We start from the raw sequence: 14,064 nt of genomic DNA, 5'->3' as shown, positions 1-14,064 counted from the left end.
GGGGCGTACTCTCCGCTCATGAACGCTGGACGGCTTCCCGACGGGGACTTCTTCGACTCCTTCGTCGCGGAGTGTTCGGACCCGGTCGTCTCCGTCGACGGCGAGGGAGCGATCGTCCACGCGAACCCAGCGACCGCGTCGGCGTTCGGCTACGAGCCGAACGAGCTACAGGGACGCGAACTCGCGTCCATCGTCGCGCCGGACGCCGGCGACGCGGGGGCCGAGTCGGTTCGGGACCGGATCGCGCGGGTCGAGGGACTCGACGAGAGCGGGAGCGTTTCGGTGCCGATCCGCCACGCCGACGGCCACACGGTGACGTTCTCCGTGCGCTTCCACGAACACGTTCCCGGCGGGGAGGGAGGCGACGGTGGCGACGACGCGGACCGTGACGGCCACGATCCGGTGTACACTGGGATCTTCCGTGACGGCGTCGAGGAGGTCGGCGGCCGGCGGGCGGAGACGTTCCGCAACCTCGTCGAACACGCCGGCCACGCGATTTACGTCACCGACACCGACGGGAGGATCGAGTACGTCAACCCGGCGTTCACCGAGCACACCGGCTACGAGCCGGAGGAGGCCCTGGGCGAGACCCCGGCGATACTCAACTCCGGCGAGATGCCCGACGAGTACTTCGACGCGCTGTGGGCGACCCTGCTGGACGGCGAGGTGTGGGAGGAGGAGATAGTCGACCGACGCCGCGACGGCGAGCCGTATCACGCCCACCAGACGATCGCGCCCGTGGTCGACGACGACGGGGAGGTGTCGCGGTTCGTCGCCATTCAGACGGACATCACGGAGCGGAAGGCCGCCACGGGGCGGCTGAAGCAGTACCGGGACATCGTCGAACGGCTCGACGACCCGGTGCTCCTCCAGAACCGCGACGGCGAGTTCGAACTGCTGAACGAGGCCGTGAGCGAGTTCGCGGGCGTCGACCGCGAGGCGCTGTACGGCACCGACGAGTTCGCGCTCATGGACCCGGCGGCCGCGGCCGAGATAGACGAGCGCCGGCGGGAGGTGCTCGAACGCGAGGAGACGGTCGAGTACGAGGTCTCGCCCGAGTTCCCGACGAGCGGCCGCGAGGCGACGTTCAGCACGCAGCGGTACCCGTACTACGACGCCGACGGCGAACTGACCGGGACCTTCGCCATCTGCCGGAACGTCACCGACCGCAAGCGCCGGGAGCGGGAACTGGAACGGTACGAGCGCGCCATCAACGGGGCGACGGACCTCATCGCCGCGGTCGACCGCGACGGGCGGCTGCTGTTCGCCAACCCGCAGTACCGGGAGTACCACGGGATCGGCGACCGCGACGTGACGGATCTGACGCTCGCCGACGTCGTCCCGGAGGGGAGCTACGAGCGCGTCGAGAGACAGGTGGAGCGGGCGCTCCGCGGCGAGTCCGTCGAGTACCGGACGACGCGGACCCACCCGAACCGCGGGAAGCGGACGTTCGACGTCCGGTACTACCCGCTCGACAGTCCCGACGGCGATGCGCCCGCCGGCGTGGTCGGCGTGCTCCGGGACGTGACAGACAGCGAGAACCGCGCGCGCCAGCTGCGGGTCGTCGACCGCGTCCTCCAGCACAACCTTCGGAACGCGCTGACGGTCGTCAGGGGGCGCGCACAGCAGATCGCAGCTGGCGACGCCGACCCGGCCGCCGCGGAGTACGTCGTCTCCCGGGCCGACGACCTCTTAGAGACCAGCGAGAAGGCCCATCACATCACCGAGATACTGAGCGACGGGGCGGAGACGGAGCGCGTCGACGTGGGGCGGATCGTCCGACAGGTGGCGGCCGCGGCGGCCGACGAGTTCCCGAGCGCGACCATCGACGTCTCGGTGCCGGACGACGGGGTCGCGGTCGCGTCCGCGACGACGTGGCTCTCGCGGGCGGTTGACGAGCTGATACGGAACGCGATCGTTCACCACGACCGGGACCGACCGACGGTCGAGGTGTCGGTCGAGACGAGCGACGACTCGGTCGCGGTCCGCGTCGCCGACGACGGACCGGGACTGAGCGACATGAACCGAGACGTGCTCGTCGACGGCACCGCGGTCGACGCGCTGTACCACGGCAGCGGCCTCGGCCTGTGGCTCGTCTACTGGGTCGTACAGCAGTCGGGCGGCTCGGCGGCCGTGGCGGACGCGGAGCCCCGCGGCACGGCGGTCACGCTCACGCTGTCGCGCCGGGAGGGCCAACTCCCCGGCGAGTGAGGCGTCGACGGCGGGCCCGCCGAGCCCGCGGCCCCGTCGGGACGGCGGCCGCCGCGAAACGCTTATGATTAATCGTGTTATACGGTATCATATGTCACTCAGAGACACCGGGCGACGGCTGCGGCTCCGCCGCACCGGCCGCGTCCCGTCGGACGCGCGCGTCCGCCACTACGACGAACTGGACGACGACGAGCAGGGCGTCGTGCGGGAGCTGGCGGGCGAGCCGTGGACGGCGCCCGAGACCGGCGACCTCGACGACGGCGACGTGGTGAAGTTCACCGACTACTACCTGGTCCGGTCGCGGTGACGGCGGCCGCCTCGGGGTGAGCGGCCGGCGGGCTACGCGGAAGCGAAGTTGTTTTCGCCGGCGGGCGGCAAGCGGGGCGCATGGACAGCGGCGGATCCACAGACATGACGCTGGCGTTCGAGTTGGAGGCGCTGAAAGCGCTCGCGGACCCCAACGCGGTGTTCAACAACGCCCGGCAGTGGACGGAGTACGTCGGGGTCGTCAGCGAGAAGCCCACCTACGTCGTCACGAACTTCACGCGGAAACACCGCGTGCGACAGGACTTCTTCTCCGGCCCGCGCGGCGTCGAGGAGAGCTTAGAGAACATCAGCGGACAGTTCGACACGGACCGGCACGTCTTCGTCGGCGTCGACGACGAGGACGAGGCCGTCGCCGAGGCGACCGGCTGGGAGTTCCTCCAGGTCGAGGACGCCGCCGAGGCCGCGGGGTGGACGCTCGCGACGGGCGAGCCGGACGACGAGGCGTCCGAGGAGCAGGCGCGCGACGACTGGCCCTGAGGAGACCGGGAGGTGTTTTGACGCGGGCGCCGAAGGCTGACGTATGACCGACCACGGCGACGATAGCCACGACGGCGACCATTCTGGAGACGGCCATGATGGCCACAATCACGACCACGGCCAAGATGACCACGACGACGGTCACGACCACGGCCAGGATGACCACGGCCACGGTCACAATGACCACGGCGACGGTCACAACCACGGAGACCACGGCCATCACCACCACGACGCGGACTCCGTCGCGGCCGCGGTCGTCACGGTCTCCTCGTCGCGGGGCGCGGACGAGGACCCGGCCGGCGACTACGTCGCGGCGGCGTTCAGGGAGGCGGGCCACGAGGTGTCGGTCCGCGAGCTGATCCCGGACGACTACGACAGCGTCCAGGGCACCGTCGACCGACTCGCTCGCCGGAAGGACACCGACGTGGTGGTGACCACCGGGGGGACGGGCGTCACGCCCGACGACGTGACGCCGGAGGCGGTCCGCGGACTGTTCGCGAAGCGGCTCCCCGGATTCGGCGAGCTGTTCCGCCGGCTCTCCTACGAGGAGGTCGGCACGCGGACCATCGGCTCGCGCGCGACCGCCGGCGTCGTCTCCGCCACGCCGGTGTTCTGTCTCCCGGGCTCGGAGAACGCGGTCCGGCTCGGCGTCGACGAGATCGTCCTCCCCGAGGTCGGCCACCTCGTCGGGCTCGCCGGCCGCGGGCTCGACGACGACGGCGAACCGGCCGAGAATGAGAACGGAGAGGGAGAACCGGGCGACGACGCGGATAGCCGCGACGGCGACGAGGAAGGCGGAGAAGCCTGACCCAGGGGGTGCTCAGACGGCGGTGAGGAAGTTCCGGATGAGGTCGTGGCCCGACCCGGTCAACACGCTCTCCGGGTGGAACTGGACCGCCTCGATCGGGTGCTCGCGGTGGCGGATCCCCATCACGATCGACTCGCCGTCGTGGTCCGTGGTGGCCGTGACGTCGAACGCCTCGGGGACTTCGGTGGCCGCCAGCGAGTGGTAACGGCCGGCGCGGAATCCCTGGTCGAGCCCGCGGAACACGCCCTCCCCGTCGTGGTCGACGGGGAACGCCTTGCCGTGGACGGGCTCGGGGGCGTGCCCGACGGTCCCGCCGTACTCGTAGACCGCGGCCTCCAAGCCGAGACAGACGCCGAGCGTCGGCACCGACGGCGAGAGGTCGCGGAGCACCGACATCGTCACGCCCACGTCGCGGTCGTTCTTCGGGTGGCCGGGCCCCGGGCTGATGATCACGGCGTCGGGCTCGGCCGATTCGATCTCGTCGAGCGACGCCGTGTTCTTGAACACGTCGACGGCGACCGGCTCCCCGCCGATCGTCTGGTCGGAGACGTACTCGACGAGGTTGTAGGTGAACGAGTCGAAGTTGTCGACGACGGCGACCTTCATCGCTCCGCCTCCGTGCCGGTGGCGAGCGGCCCGTCGTCGCCCTCGGCGGGCGCCGCCGAGTCGGCGTCGCCGTCCCGCGCTCCGTCCTCGCGGATGCGGTCGATCGCGGTCAACACGCCGTCCATCTTCTGTTCGGTCTCCTCGTACTCGGCCGCGGGGTCGGAGTCGGCGACGAGGCCAGCGCCGGCGCGCACGCCGACGACGGACTCGTCGCCCGACTCGTCGAGCGTCGCGGTCCGGATGACGATCGCGAAGTCGGCGTCGCCGGTCCACGAGTAGTACCCCACGCCGCCGCCGTACGCCTCCCGCGGGATCGTCTCTAAGTCGTCGATGATCTCCATCGCGCGCACCTTCGGCGCGCCCGTGAGCGTCCCGGCCGGGAACGTCGCGCGCGTCGCGTCGAACGCGTCGGCGTCGGCCGCGAGCGTCCCCGTCACGGTCGACTCGATGTGCTGGACGTGGCTGTACTTCAGCACGTTCATGAACTCCTCGACGCGGACGGAGCCCGGCTCGGAGACGCGCCGCACGTCGTTGCGCGCGAGGTCGACGAGCATCGTGTGCTCGGCGCGCTCCTTCCCGTCCGCGAGCATCTCGCCCGCGAGCCGCCGGTCCTCGACCGGGCTCGTGCCGCGCGGGCAGGTGCCGGCGATCGGGTTCGAGACGACGCGGTCGCCCTGGACCGACACGAGCGTCTCGGGGCTCGCGCCGACGACGGTCCGGTCGTCGTGCCGGAGCACGTACATGTACGGCGAGGGGTTCACGTCCCGGAGCGCCGCGTACAGCCCGAGCGAGTCCACCTCGCCGCGGAGCTCGCGGCTCCGTGAGATCACGCCCTGGTAGATGTCGCCGTCGAGGACGTGGCGCTTGGCGGTGCGCACCGCCTCTTCGTACTCCTCGCGCGGGTCCGCCGACTCCTCGCGCACGCGGACGCCGCCCGGGTCCGGCGGCGCGGCCTCGCGCAGCTCGGTCGCGACCCGCTCGGCCTCGGCGACCAGGTCGTCGTAGACGGCGGCGGGGTCGTCGTCGACGCCGATCACCGGCGTGAACACCAGCTCGGCCCCGCCCTCTCGCTCGTCGAAGACGACGGTCCGCGTCGTGAGCGCGAACTCGGCGTCGGGGAACCCCGTCTCGGGGCGCTCGACGCCGACCTCCTCCAGCCAGAGGTCGTACACCGCCTCGTACGCGAGGAATCCGACGAAGCCGCCCGAGAGGATCTGCCGGTCGGTGTCCGGGAAGCCGCGCAGGCTCACGTCCGGGAACGCCGCGCGGACGCGGTCGACCGCGTCGCCCGCGGCGGGCCCGAGGTCGCCGTCGGCCGCGTCCCCGTCCGCGCCCGCGCCGACGAACTCGGCGGCCGGTCCCAGCTCGGTCACCTCGGTGCGGTCGGGGTGGACCGAGACGATCGCCTCGGGGTCGTAGCCGACGAACGAGTAGCGGGCGTGACGGTCCGCCTTCCCGCCCGCGGTGAACGCGCCGTCGGGGTCGCTGGAGGCGACCTTCTCGCCGGACTCTAAGAGGAAGCCGTACGGCCCCTCGCCGACGAGGGTCGCGTACGCGCCCAGCGGGGTCACGTCCGCGTCGAGCGCGGCCGACGCGCGGACCACGACCGGCCGCTCGGCGTCGGCCGCGAGGTCGACGAACTCGGCCTTCGTCCGGTCCAGCGGGGGCGCGTCGCTCATGCCAGCTCCATCTCCCGGCCCGCGTTCGCGACGAAGCGGGCGACCGCGTTGTGGTCCTTCCGCCCGCCCTCGATCTCGACGCCCGAGGCGACGTCGACCGCGAAGGGGTCGGCGACGCGGACCGCCTCGGCGACGTTGTCGGCCGTGAGCCCGCCCGCCAGCACGACCGGGGTCGTGAGCCGGGCGGCGAGGTCGCCGGTCGCGCGCCAGTCGTGCGTCTCGCCGGTGCCGCCCGCGCCCGAGTCGTCGGTGGAGTCGACGACCAGCGCGTCGACCGCGCCGTCGAGCTCCTCCGCGCGGGCCGGGTCGTCGGCGTCAACCGTGAGCAGCACCTTCCGCTCCGTCTCCGCGCGGACGTACCGCAGCTCGTCGAGCGTCCACTCGCCGTGGAGCTGGATCGCGTCGGGGGCGACCGTCCGGGCCAGCTCGACCGCGCGCTCGGCGGAGTCGGGCATCGTCACGAGCGTCGCGGTGACGAAGGGCGGCACGGCGGCGAGCAGCTCGGCCGCCGTCGCCGGGTCGACCTCGCGCGGCGAGTCGACCGGCACTTCCGTGATCACGCCGACCGCGTCGGCGCCCGCGTCGACCGCGGCGCGGAGGTCGGCCTCGTCGGTGAGCCCGCAGATCTTCACCCGGGCCATCAGTCGTCGTCCTCCGCGGTCGCCCCGAGCTCGCCGTCGGCCGGCTCGCCGTCGCCGCAGAGCGCCGCGAACTTCTCGGCGGCCGCGCCGGAGTCGATCGCCTCGGCCGCCCGCTCGACGCCCGCCGCGAGCGTGTCGGCCTCGCCGGCGACGTAGATCGCCGCGCCCGCGTTCGCTAAGATCAGGTCGCGCTTCGGGCCCGTGACGGAGCCGTCGACGATCCCGCGCAGGTCCGCCGCGTTCTCCTCCGGACCGCCGCCGGCGACCGCGTCGATCGGGGCCCGGTCGAGCCCAAGGTCCTCCGGCGCGATGGTGAACTCGGTCACGTCCTCGCCGTCGACCTCGGCGGCGACCGTCTCGTCGTGGATGCCGATCTCGTCCATTCCGGCGCCGTGGACGACGAGGGCGCGCTCGACGGGCATGTGCGCGAGCGAGCGCGCGATGACGGGCACGAGGTCCGGGTCGTAGACGCCGAGCACCTGCGCGTCGGCGCCCGCGGGGTTCGTGAGCGGCCCGAGGACGTTGAATATCGTCCGCATGCCGAGCTCCTTCCGCGGGCCGATGACGGCCTTCATCGCCGGGTGGAAGACCGGCGCGAGCATGAAGCCGATCCCGTCCGCCTCGATCGCCGCCTCGACGGCGGGCGGTTCGGCCTCCACGTCGGCGCCCGCGACCTCCAGCACGTCCGCGCTCCCCGACGACGAGGAGACGGAGTAGTTGCCGTGCTTCGCGATCGGCACGCCGGCCCCCGCGGCGACGATGGCGGCGGTCGTCGACACGTTGATCGTGTCGTAGTCGTCGCCGCCGGTGCCGCAGGTGTCGACGAGCGGCTCGCGGTCCGGCTCGATCGTCCGCGCCGCGTCGCGCATCCCCTGCGCGAAGCCGGCGATCTCGGCCTCGGTCTCGCCCTTCGTCCGGAGCGCGGCCAGCAGCGCCCCGATCTGGGCGTCCGTCGCCTCCTCGAAGACCAGCCGCGCGGCCTCGCGCGCCTCGGCTACGGTCAGATCCTCCCCGTCCGTCACGCGCTCGACCGTGTCGTTGAGATTCATTGTGTCCACCGATGTAGTATTCCGCGTTGTGATGTACAAGTATGTACACTAATTTAACGCTGTCGCCGCGACGGCAAGCGGTACCACGGGTCGAGAACGCGGAAGAACGCGGGGAGAGGCGGGGGAGGGAGAAAAGCGACAGCGACGGCGACTCCGGAGCGGGCCGGCCCTACGCCGGGTCGAGCGCCCGCGACCCGTCGGCCTCGACGACGACGACGGGGACCTCCGCGTCGCCGATGACCGTGTCCGTCGTGGAGCCGAAGACGAAGCGGCCGACGGTCCCGGTGGTCGGCGCGCCCACGACGACGAGGTCGTAGTACGCGGACTGCTCGACGATGGCGCCCGCCGCGGTCCGGTCCTCGACCAGCCACCGGTCCGCGCGGTCGAACCCGCCGAGCCTGTCCTCGGCCGCGTCGAGGAGCCGCTCGCCGGCCGCGGCGTAGTCGGTGTCGTCCGCGTCGCCGGCGTCGGCGACCGTGCCGGAGGCGTCCTCGTCGGGGCCGGCGTCGGCCAGCGCCGCGTCCGAGGGGACGACGTGGAACAGTTCGAGCCAGGCGTCGGTCGCCGCCGCGATCTCCCGCGCGACGTCGACGGTCGCGCCCGCGTGGGGCCCGGGTCCGACGGCGACGAGGACCGAGGAGACCCGGTCGGGGCGGTCCGCGCGGTCGGCGCCGTTCAGCGACACGTCGGCGGCGGCCGGGACCTCGCCGGCCTCGTCGACCGCGGGCCGGATGACGGGGTCGCCGACCGCGGGCTCGCCCGCGTGGCCGGCGCCCCCGGTCCCGGCCGAACCGCCCGACCCGCCGCGGGCCCCGCCGTTTCGCGTCCCGCCCTCGCGGGCGTTTCCGCCGTCCGCCTCGCTCCCGTCCATGTGCGAACGTCTGACGCTCGTCAGATAAATCCCGTTGGTTCCGAGACCGTCGCGGTCCGAGGCCGTGCGCTGCGGGGCCGGACCCGGGACGAGGCGACCCGGGACGGGGGCGCGCTACTCCCGGAAGAACGCCTCGTCCTCGAACGGCTCCGCCTCGCCCTCCACCGCGAGCACGTCGAGCGCGGTCACCTCGGCCCCGACGCCGAGCAGGCCGGCGAGGCTCGGCTCGGTGCGTCCCTCGTCGCCGGAGATCAGCTCCTTGATGTAGAGCCCGCCCTCGCCGCTGATCTCGACGGTCGCGCGCCGCGGGTCGTCGAGTTCGGCGGTCGCCTCGTACACGTCGCGCTCGCGGGTGATGCTCGCGCGGCGGTGGTCGACGCGGTTCGGCGTGTACTGCTCGACGGTCGCTCCCTCCAGCTCCGCGACCGCGTCGGCGAGCGCGTCGGCGTCGACGTCGGCGTCAAACGCCACCTGCGCGCGGTACCGCTTCCCGGCGTCGTGCTCCTTCACTCGCTCGACCATCTCGTAGGTCGCGAGCCGGAGCCCCTCGACCTCGACCGCGCCGTCGGCGAACGCGTTGATGTCCGACTGGAGGCGGTCGGTGTCGACCCGGCGCCGGCGCGGCTCCTCGACCTCGATCACGAACGGACGGCCGGTGCCGAGCATGAGGGCGTCGACGTCCTCGCGGCCCGCGCCGTGGAACGTCGCCTCGGTGCCGTCCATCACGTCCTCGACGATCGGCGCGGTGTACTCCTCGACGCTGTCGTCGTAGAGGTAGCCGGAGCCGCCGCAGTGGTCGCAGGGGTCGGCGCCCTGCCGCCCGGAGCCCTTACACTCGCGGCAGGGCCACTCGGTCTGGGGGATGTCGCGCTCTAGCTTCCGGTACCGGCCGTAGACGAACGTGGAGTTCACCTTCGCGTCGACGGCGTCCTCGGCCAGGTCGATCGTGAACTGGACGTCCGGGCGGTCGAAGGAGACCTCGGTGCCCGTGGCCCGCCCGACCCGCTTGCCGACCTCGCGGTTGAACTCCGACTTGAACGGCTCGCCCGCGTCCTCGTCGAGGCCGGCGTCGGCGCGGAGCAGGGCCTCGTTCTCCTCGATCAGCGGCGGCGGGCGCGTCCCGACGTTGTACGTGTCGAACTCGATCCCCTCGACCGCCTCTGCGGCGCGGACGGCCCAGTCGTCGAACTCGGCGCAGCGCCCCTCGCACACCCAGCAGTCCGCGGTCTCGACCCCCTCGTGGTCCTCGTCGTCGCGCAGTGCGAGCGACACCCGGAGCGCCGAGCCGCGGTCGGCGTTCGACAGCCCGAAGCTCCGGTCGGCGACGAGCCGGCCGAGACAGGCGTCGCACACGGGCCCGGTCTCGGTCGCGCGCGCCGCGACGTCGAGTACGTCCATACGCCATCCAGCGCGCCGGGTGGTAACTGTCTTACTACTCGGCCGAGACCGGGCGGCCGAGGCCCGGCGGCCGACCGGCGGCTCGCCCCGCGAACGAGGGGCGCAGTCGGATCGTTCAATGTCGCCCGGGCGGAGGGGATCCGTATGGGAACGCCACGCGATGCGCGGGACGAACAGGTCGCCGAGGTCCTCGACCGGCTGTACGAGGAGTACCCGGACTCGACCATCTCGCTCAACTACTCGAACCGGCTGGAGCTGCTGATCGCGGTCATCCTCTCGGCGCAGTGCACCGACGAGCGCGTGAACTCGGTGTGCGCCGACCTGTTCGAGACGTACGAGACGCCCGAGGAGTACGCGAACGCGCCCCAGGAGGAGCTCGCGGAGGCGATAAACTCGATCACCTACTACAACAACAAGGCGAAGTACATCCGCTCGGCGTGCGCGGACATCGCGGAGCAGCACGGCGGCGAGGTCCCGGACACGATGTCCGAGCTCACCGACCTCGCGGGCGTCGGCCGCAAGACCGCGAACGTCGTCCTCCAGCACGGCCACGACGTGGTCGAGGGCATCGTCGTCGACACCCACGTCCAGCGGCTCACGCGGCGGCTGGGGATCACCGAGGAGGAGCGTCCGGAAGCGATCGAACGGGACCTGCTCGACGTGGTCCCCGAGAGCGACTGGCAGCAGTTTACCCACCTCATGATCGACCACGGTCGCGCGACGTGTACCGCGATCAACCCCGACTGTGCCGACTGCGTGCTCGCCGACGTCTGCCCCTCGGAGAAGGGCGACGGCGACGTGGACCTCGCGAGCGGCGAGGCGTGGTGAGCGGGTCGGAGAGCGCCCGGGACCGATAGCGTTCGGCACGGAGTATTTAAAGACCCCGCCGATGCGGGGAACGGCCCGGATCCGTCCCGCCTGAAGGGAACCCGCTCGTCGCTTTATACGGGGAACCGGCGTATCCGTAGGTGAGGAGAGACACTATGTCCACCAAAACAACGAACGAGTTCGGCGGCGAGATTGGCGGAATCACCCTGTTGGGGAAGGCGCACTCGCTGTCGGCGCTGTTCATCGTCCTGCTCCGGGCGACCATCGGCGGGATGATCCTGTTCGCCGGCCTCGGGAAGGTCTCCGAGTGGCCGTTCGACGCCGCGGGCTACCTGGCGAACATCAACCCGGCGAGCCCGGTCAGCGGGCTGTACGGGGCGATGGCGTCGAGCCCGGCGCTCATGGAGGTCGTCAACGTGATCGTTCCGGTGACGCAGGTGCTCATCGGCGCGGCGCTCATCGCGGGCGCGTTCGTCCGCCTGGCCGCGCTCGGCGGCGCGATCCAGATGACGCTGTTCTACCTCGGCGGGTGGAGCGGCGAGGCGCTCGCGCTGTTCGACTCGACGCTGGTGTACGCGATGGTGTTCCTCACCGTCGCCGCGTTCGGCGCGGGCCGCGTCCTCGGACTGGACGCCTACATCGAGCGGATCGAGGTCGGCGGGCAGGCGCTCGTCGAGCGGTTCCCGAAGCTCCGCTACGTCCTCGGCTGAACGGACGCGACGCGGAGCGGGGAGAACCGGGCGCGTGACGGCGCGCCGCCGACTCGTTTTCGATCTGCGACGTGCGGTGTGGCCGCTTCACTTTTCGCGATCAGTTTTGGAACGGAGAGCGGCCGCGTTGCTACTGCTCGTTCATAAATGTCTGACTGTGAATCGCCGGGGGATACCTCCAAAGCCCCAGTCGCTCGGCGAGACGCGACCGCTCCTGCCGAGAATACCTCCAAAGCCCCAGTCGCGAGGAGCCCGTACGCTCGCTGCGCTCCTCACTCGGTCGCTACCGCTCCCTCGTTCCGGTGCTTGCGTCACCTATGGGCTCCTCGCGACAGCGTGGCGCTACGCGCCACGGGCAACCGGGGGCAAAGCCGCCGGTGACTGCCCCTTTGAGTCCCGCTCCGCACGGCACCGCACCTCACGCCTCCCCAGCCTCGTCGGTCGCCGTCGCTACGCTCGGCGACCGACTCCAGCGAGGGACCTCTGGTCCCTCTGGCAGCCGGCGCGTAGCGCTGGCGACCTCGCGCGTGCGACTCGCGGCCTGCGGCCGCTCGCCGGCACGCGCCGCCGCAACGGCTCGTGTTGGTGTAGCCGCTCGCGGCACCGGCCCTCCGTTTCGGGTTCCAATCGATATAAGACCGCGCGGGCGGAACGGGAGCGTAATGGAACTCGGTTCTCGGGACGCGTTCTCCCGGATGGGGACGCTCGGCATCGAGGAGGAGTTCTACATCGTCGATGCCGAGGGGCGCCCGACATCCGGGACCGACGACCTCGTGTACGGCCGCGACCCGCCCGCCGCGGTGCCCGAGGGGTTCGACCACGAGCTGTTCGAGTGTACGATCGAAGCGCAGACGGAGCTGATCGAAGACCCCGCGGACGCCGCGGACGCGCTCGCGACGGTCCGCGAGGCCCTCGTCGACCACGCCGCAACCGACGGCTATCAGATTGCGGCCGCCGGCCTCCACCCGGCGGCGAAGTGGCGCGAGCTCGACCACGTCGAGAAGCCGCGGTACCAGGCGCAGCTCGACCGGATCCAGTACCCGCAACACCGGAACACGACCGCGGGGCTCCACGTCCACGTCGGCGTCGACGACGCGGACAAGGCCGTCTGGGTCGCGAACCGCCTGCGGTGGCACTGTCCCGTGCTGCTCGCGCTGTCGGCGAACTCCCCGTTCTGGAACGGGTTCGACACCGGGCTGGCCTCGGCCCGCGCGAAGGTGTTCGAGAACCTCCCGAACACCGGCATCCCGTCGGCGTTCGAGGACTTCGACGCGTTCCGGCGGTACGAGCGCCGGATGGTCGAGACCGACTCCATCGCGGACCGCGGCGAGCTGTGGTTCGACGTGCGCCCCCACACCGGCCACGGCACGGTCGAGGTGCGGGCGCCGGACGCCCAGCGCGACCCCGACGTGACCCTCGCGCTCGCCGAGTACGTCCGCGCGCTGGTCGTCGACTACGCCGAGCGGTACGAGGACGGCGAGTCGCCCGCGTCGCTGCGGCGCGAGCTGCTCGACGAGAACAAGTGGCGCGCGATCCGGCGCGGCCACGACGCCGCGTTCGTCGACCGCGACGGCGAGGGGACGACCCCGCTGGGCGAGGTGGTCGACGCCGAGTGCGACCGGCTCGGCATCGACGGCATCCGGGAGGTGTACGAGGCCGAGAGCGGCGCCGCGCGCCAGCGCCGGATCCGCGAGGAGTCGGGCGCCGACGCGCTGCGCGCGGACCTCGTCGTCGCCCCCTGACGGCGTCGTCATCTCCTGACACCGGGGCCGAAAGCCCCGAGACGCGCTCCCGACGTTCCGTCGGAACGAAAGCGACGAGAAACCCTTTTGGCCGCGTAGCTCCCACGCTCCGCCATGACCGCGAACGATTCACCCTCCGAACCGGGCGACGACGCAGAGGAGTCCCCGACGGAGCGGACCCGCGAGGAGTTGCGGAAGACGAAAGAGCGGCTCGGCGAGGGCGCCGACAGGGCGGTGAAGGGGTTCGACGACAACGTCGTCGACCTGCTCGCGTGGCTGCTCGACACCGAGACCCGGGCGCGCATCTACGTCTACCTCCGCGACAACCCACACAGCACGAGCGACGAGGTCGCCGACGGCACCGGCCTGTACCCGAGCACCGTCCGCGAGGCGCTCGCCGAGCTCCACGACGAGGGCACCGTCGAGCGCGACAAGCGGAAGGCCGAGGGGGCGGGCAACAACCCCTACGAGTACGAGGCCATCGCGCCGAGCGACCTCGTCCGCGGCGTCGTCGGCGACGTCCAGGCGGAGCTGAACGCCGTCTTCAACCTCGACCGCCGGCTCGGCGGCGAGTCGCCCGACGGAGACACCGAGCCCGTCCAGATCTCCGTGGACGGCGACGGCGAGCCCGTCGGCGACGCCGACGCGGACGCGGACGACGGCGGCGACGAGCCGTCGAACTGAGCCGGCGGCGGTTCGGGACCATTTAAGTTCGAC

The 14,064-nt window shown here is 71.9% G+C and carries 14 protein-coding genes; 8 read left to right on the top strand and 6 right to left on the bottom strand.

Annotation, left to right across the window (positions count from 1 at the left end):
* The first annotated feature begins 18 nt into the window (after positions 1 to 18).
* The 4 genes from DVK05_RS04320 (at position 19) to DVK05_RS04305 (ending at position 3,823) form a co-directional block, all read left to right on the top strand.
* On the top strand, positions 19 to 2,211 hold the full coding sequence (locus DVK05_RS04320; protein ID WP_121562167.1) for a PAS domain S-box protein: 2,193 nt from the start codon (positions 19 to 21) through the stop codon (positions 2,209 to 2,211).
* Between the two features lie 91 nt (positions 2,212 to 2,302).
* Positions 2,303 to 2,518: a hypothetical protein gene (locus DVK05_RS04315; RefSeq protein ID WP_233559299.1), complete on the top strand. Its 216-nt coding sequence runs from the start codon at positions 2,303 to 2,305 to the stop codon at positions 2,516 to 2,518.
* 80 nt (positions 2,519 to 2,598) lie between these two features.
* A complete protein-coding gene (locus DVK05_RS04310; protein WP_121562166.1) occupies positions 2,599 to 3,015 on the top strand; it encodes a hypothetical protein in 417 nt (138 codons plus the stop codon).
* A gap of 43 nt (positions 3,016 to 3,058) precedes the next feature.
* Positions 3,059 to 3,823 carry a molybdenum cofactor biosynthesis protein B gene (locus DVK05_RS04305; RefSeq protein ID WP_121562165.1) on the top strand — a complete coding sequence of 255 codons (765 nt, stop codon included), beginning with the start codon at positions 3,059 to 3,061 and terminating at the stop codon, positions 3,821 to 3,823.
* A gap of 12 nt (positions 3,824 to 3,835) precedes the next feature.
* On the opposite strand, the gene trpG is transcribed toward DVK05_RS04305, so the two are convergent.
* The 6 genes from trpG to DVK05_RS04275 all read right to left on the bottom strand — a co-directional run bounded on the left by trpG (position 3,836) and on the right by DVK05_RS04275 (position 10,067).
* Positions 3,836 to 4,429, bottom strand: coding sequence for an anthranilate synthase component II (gene trpG / locus DVK05_RS04300; RefSeq protein ID WP_121562164.1), 594 nt, complete (start codon positions 4,427 to 4,429; stop codon positions 3,836 to 3,838).
* A complete protein-coding gene (trpE, locus tag DVK05_RS04295) occupies positions 4,426 to 6,108 on the bottom strand; it encodes an anthranilate synthase component I (protein ID WP_121562163.1) in 1,683 nt (560 codons plus the stop codon). Before trpE ends, trpG begins: the two co-directional genes overlap by 4 nt.
* Positions 6,105 to 6,749, bottom strand: a complete 645-nt coding sequence (locus tag DVK05_RS04290) for a phosphoribosylanthranilate isomerase (protein ID WP_121562162.1) — start codon at positions 6,747 to 6,749, stop codon at positions 6,105 to 6,107. Before DVK05_RS04290 ends, trpE begins: the two co-directional genes overlap by 4 nt.
* On the bottom strand, positions 6,749 to 7,798 hold the full coding sequence (trpD, locus tag DVK05_RS04285; RefSeq protein ID WP_121562161.1) for an anthranilate phosphoribosyltransferase: 1,050 nt from the start codon (positions 7,796 to 7,798) through the stop codon (positions 6,749 to 6,751). The genes DVK05_RS04290 and trpD overlap by 1 nt, the downstream gene beginning before the upstream one ends.
* A 169-nt stretch (positions 7,799 to 7,967) precedes the next feature.
* Complete coding sequence (locus tag DVK05_RS04280; RefSeq protein ID WP_121562160.1) at positions 7,968 to 8,669, bottom strand: universal stress protein; 702 nt, start codon at positions 8,667 to 8,669, stop codon at positions 7,968 to 7,970.
* 114 nt (positions 8,670 to 8,783) lie between these two features.
* Entirely contained in the window at positions 8,784 to 10,067 is a 1,284-nt protein-coding gene (locus DVK05_RS04275) for a tRNA pseudouridine(54/55) synthase Pus10 (RefSeq protein WP_121562159.1), read from the bottom strand.
* Positions 10,068 to 10,211: 144 nt separating this feature from the next.
* On the opposite strand from DVK05_RS04275, the gene nth reads away from it, so the two are divergent.
* From nth to DVK05_RS04255, 4 genes are all read left to right on the top strand, one after another.
* Positions 10,212 to 10,895, top strand: a complete 684-nt coding sequence (gene nth / locus DVK05_RS04270) for an endonuclease III (protein ID WP_121562158.1) — start codon at positions 10,212 to 10,214, stop codon at positions 10,893 to 10,895.
* Between the two features lie 155 nt (positions 10,896 to 11,050).
* Positions 11,051 to 11,605, top strand: a complete 555-nt coding sequence (locus DVK05_RS04265; RefSeq protein ID WP_121562157.1) for a DoxX family protein — start codon at positions 11,051 to 11,053, stop codon at positions 11,603 to 11,605.
* Positions 11,606 to 12,267: 662 nt separating this feature from the next.
* A complete protein-coding gene (locus DVK05_RS04260; RefSeq protein ID WP_121562156.1) occupies positions 12,268 to 13,347 on the top strand; it encodes a glutamate--cysteine ligase in 1,080 nt (359 codons plus the stop codon).
* Between the two features lie 114 nt (positions 13,348 to 13,461).
* Positions 13,462 to 14,031, top strand: a complete 570-nt coding sequence (locus DVK05_RS04255; RefSeq protein WP_121562155.1) for a winged helix-turn-helix domain-containing protein — start codon at positions 13,462 to 13,464, stop codon at positions 14,029 to 14,031.
* Positions 14,032 to 14,064 lie beyond the last annotated feature (33 nt).

The sequence above is a fragment of the Halorubrum sp. Atlit-8R genome, from assembly GCF_003666025.1.
Taxonomy (GTDB): Archaea; Halobacteriota; Halobacteria; order Halobacteriales; family Haloferacaceae; genus Halorubrum; species Halorubrum salinarum.
The sequence above is the reverse complement of the archived record's forward strand: the minus strand, read 5'-3'. Positions and strand labels throughout refer to the sequence as shown.

Coding starts and splice junctions, on each gene's coding strand:
- DVK05_RS04280 (WP_121562160.1), bottom strand. CDS start 8,669: ATGGACGGGAGCGAGGCGGACGGCGGAAACGCCCGCGAGGGCGGGACG.
- DVK05_RS04260 (WP_121562156.1), top strand. CDS start 12,268: ATGGAACTCGGTTCTCGGGACGCGTTCTCCCGGATGGGGACGCTCGGC.
- DVK05_RS04320 (WP_121562167.1), top strand. CDS start 19: ATGAACGCTGGACGGCTTCCCGACGGGGACTTCTTCGACTCCTTCGTC.
- DVK05_RS04315 (WP_233559299.1), top strand. CDS start 2,303: ATGTCACTCAGAGACACCGGGCGACGGCTGCGGCTCCGCCGCACCGGC.
- DVK05_RS04305 (WP_121562165.1), top strand. CDS start 3,059: ATGACCGACCACGGCGACGATAGCCACGACGGCGACCATTCTGGAGAC.
- DVK05_RS04290 (WP_121562162.1), bottom strand. CDS start 6,749: ATGGCCCGGGTGAAGATCTGCGGGCTCACCGACGAGGCCGACCTCCGC.
- DVK05_RS04275 (WP_121562159.1), bottom strand. CDS start 10,067: ATGGACGTACTCGACGTCGCGGCGCGCGCGACCGAGACCGGGCCCGTG.
- nth (WP_121562158.1), top strand. CDS start 10,212: ATGGGAACGCCACGCGATGCGCGGGACGAACAGGTCGCCGAGGTCCTC.
- DVK05_RS04265 (WP_121562157.1), top strand. CDS start 11,051: ATGTCCACCAAAACAACGAACGAGTTCGGCGGCGAGATTGGCGGAATC.
- trpE (WP_121562163.1), bottom strand. CDS start 6,108: ATGAGCGACGCGCCCCCGCTGGACCGGACGAAGGCCGAGTTCGTCGAC.
- trpD (WP_121562161.1), bottom strand. CDS start 7,798: ATGAATCTCAACGACACGGTCGAGCGCGTGACGGACGGGGAGGATCTG.
- trpG (WP_121562164.1), bottom strand. CDS start 4,429: ATGAAGGTCGCCGTCGTCGACAACTTCGACTCGTTCACCTACAACCTC.
- DVK05_RS04310 (WP_121562166.1), top strand. CDS start 2,599: ATGGACAGCGGCGGATCCACAGACATGACGCTGGCGTTCGAGTTGGAG.
- DVK05_RS04255 (WP_121562155.1), top strand. CDS start 13,462: ATGACCGCGAACGATTCACCCTCCGAACCGGGCGACGACGCAGAGGAG.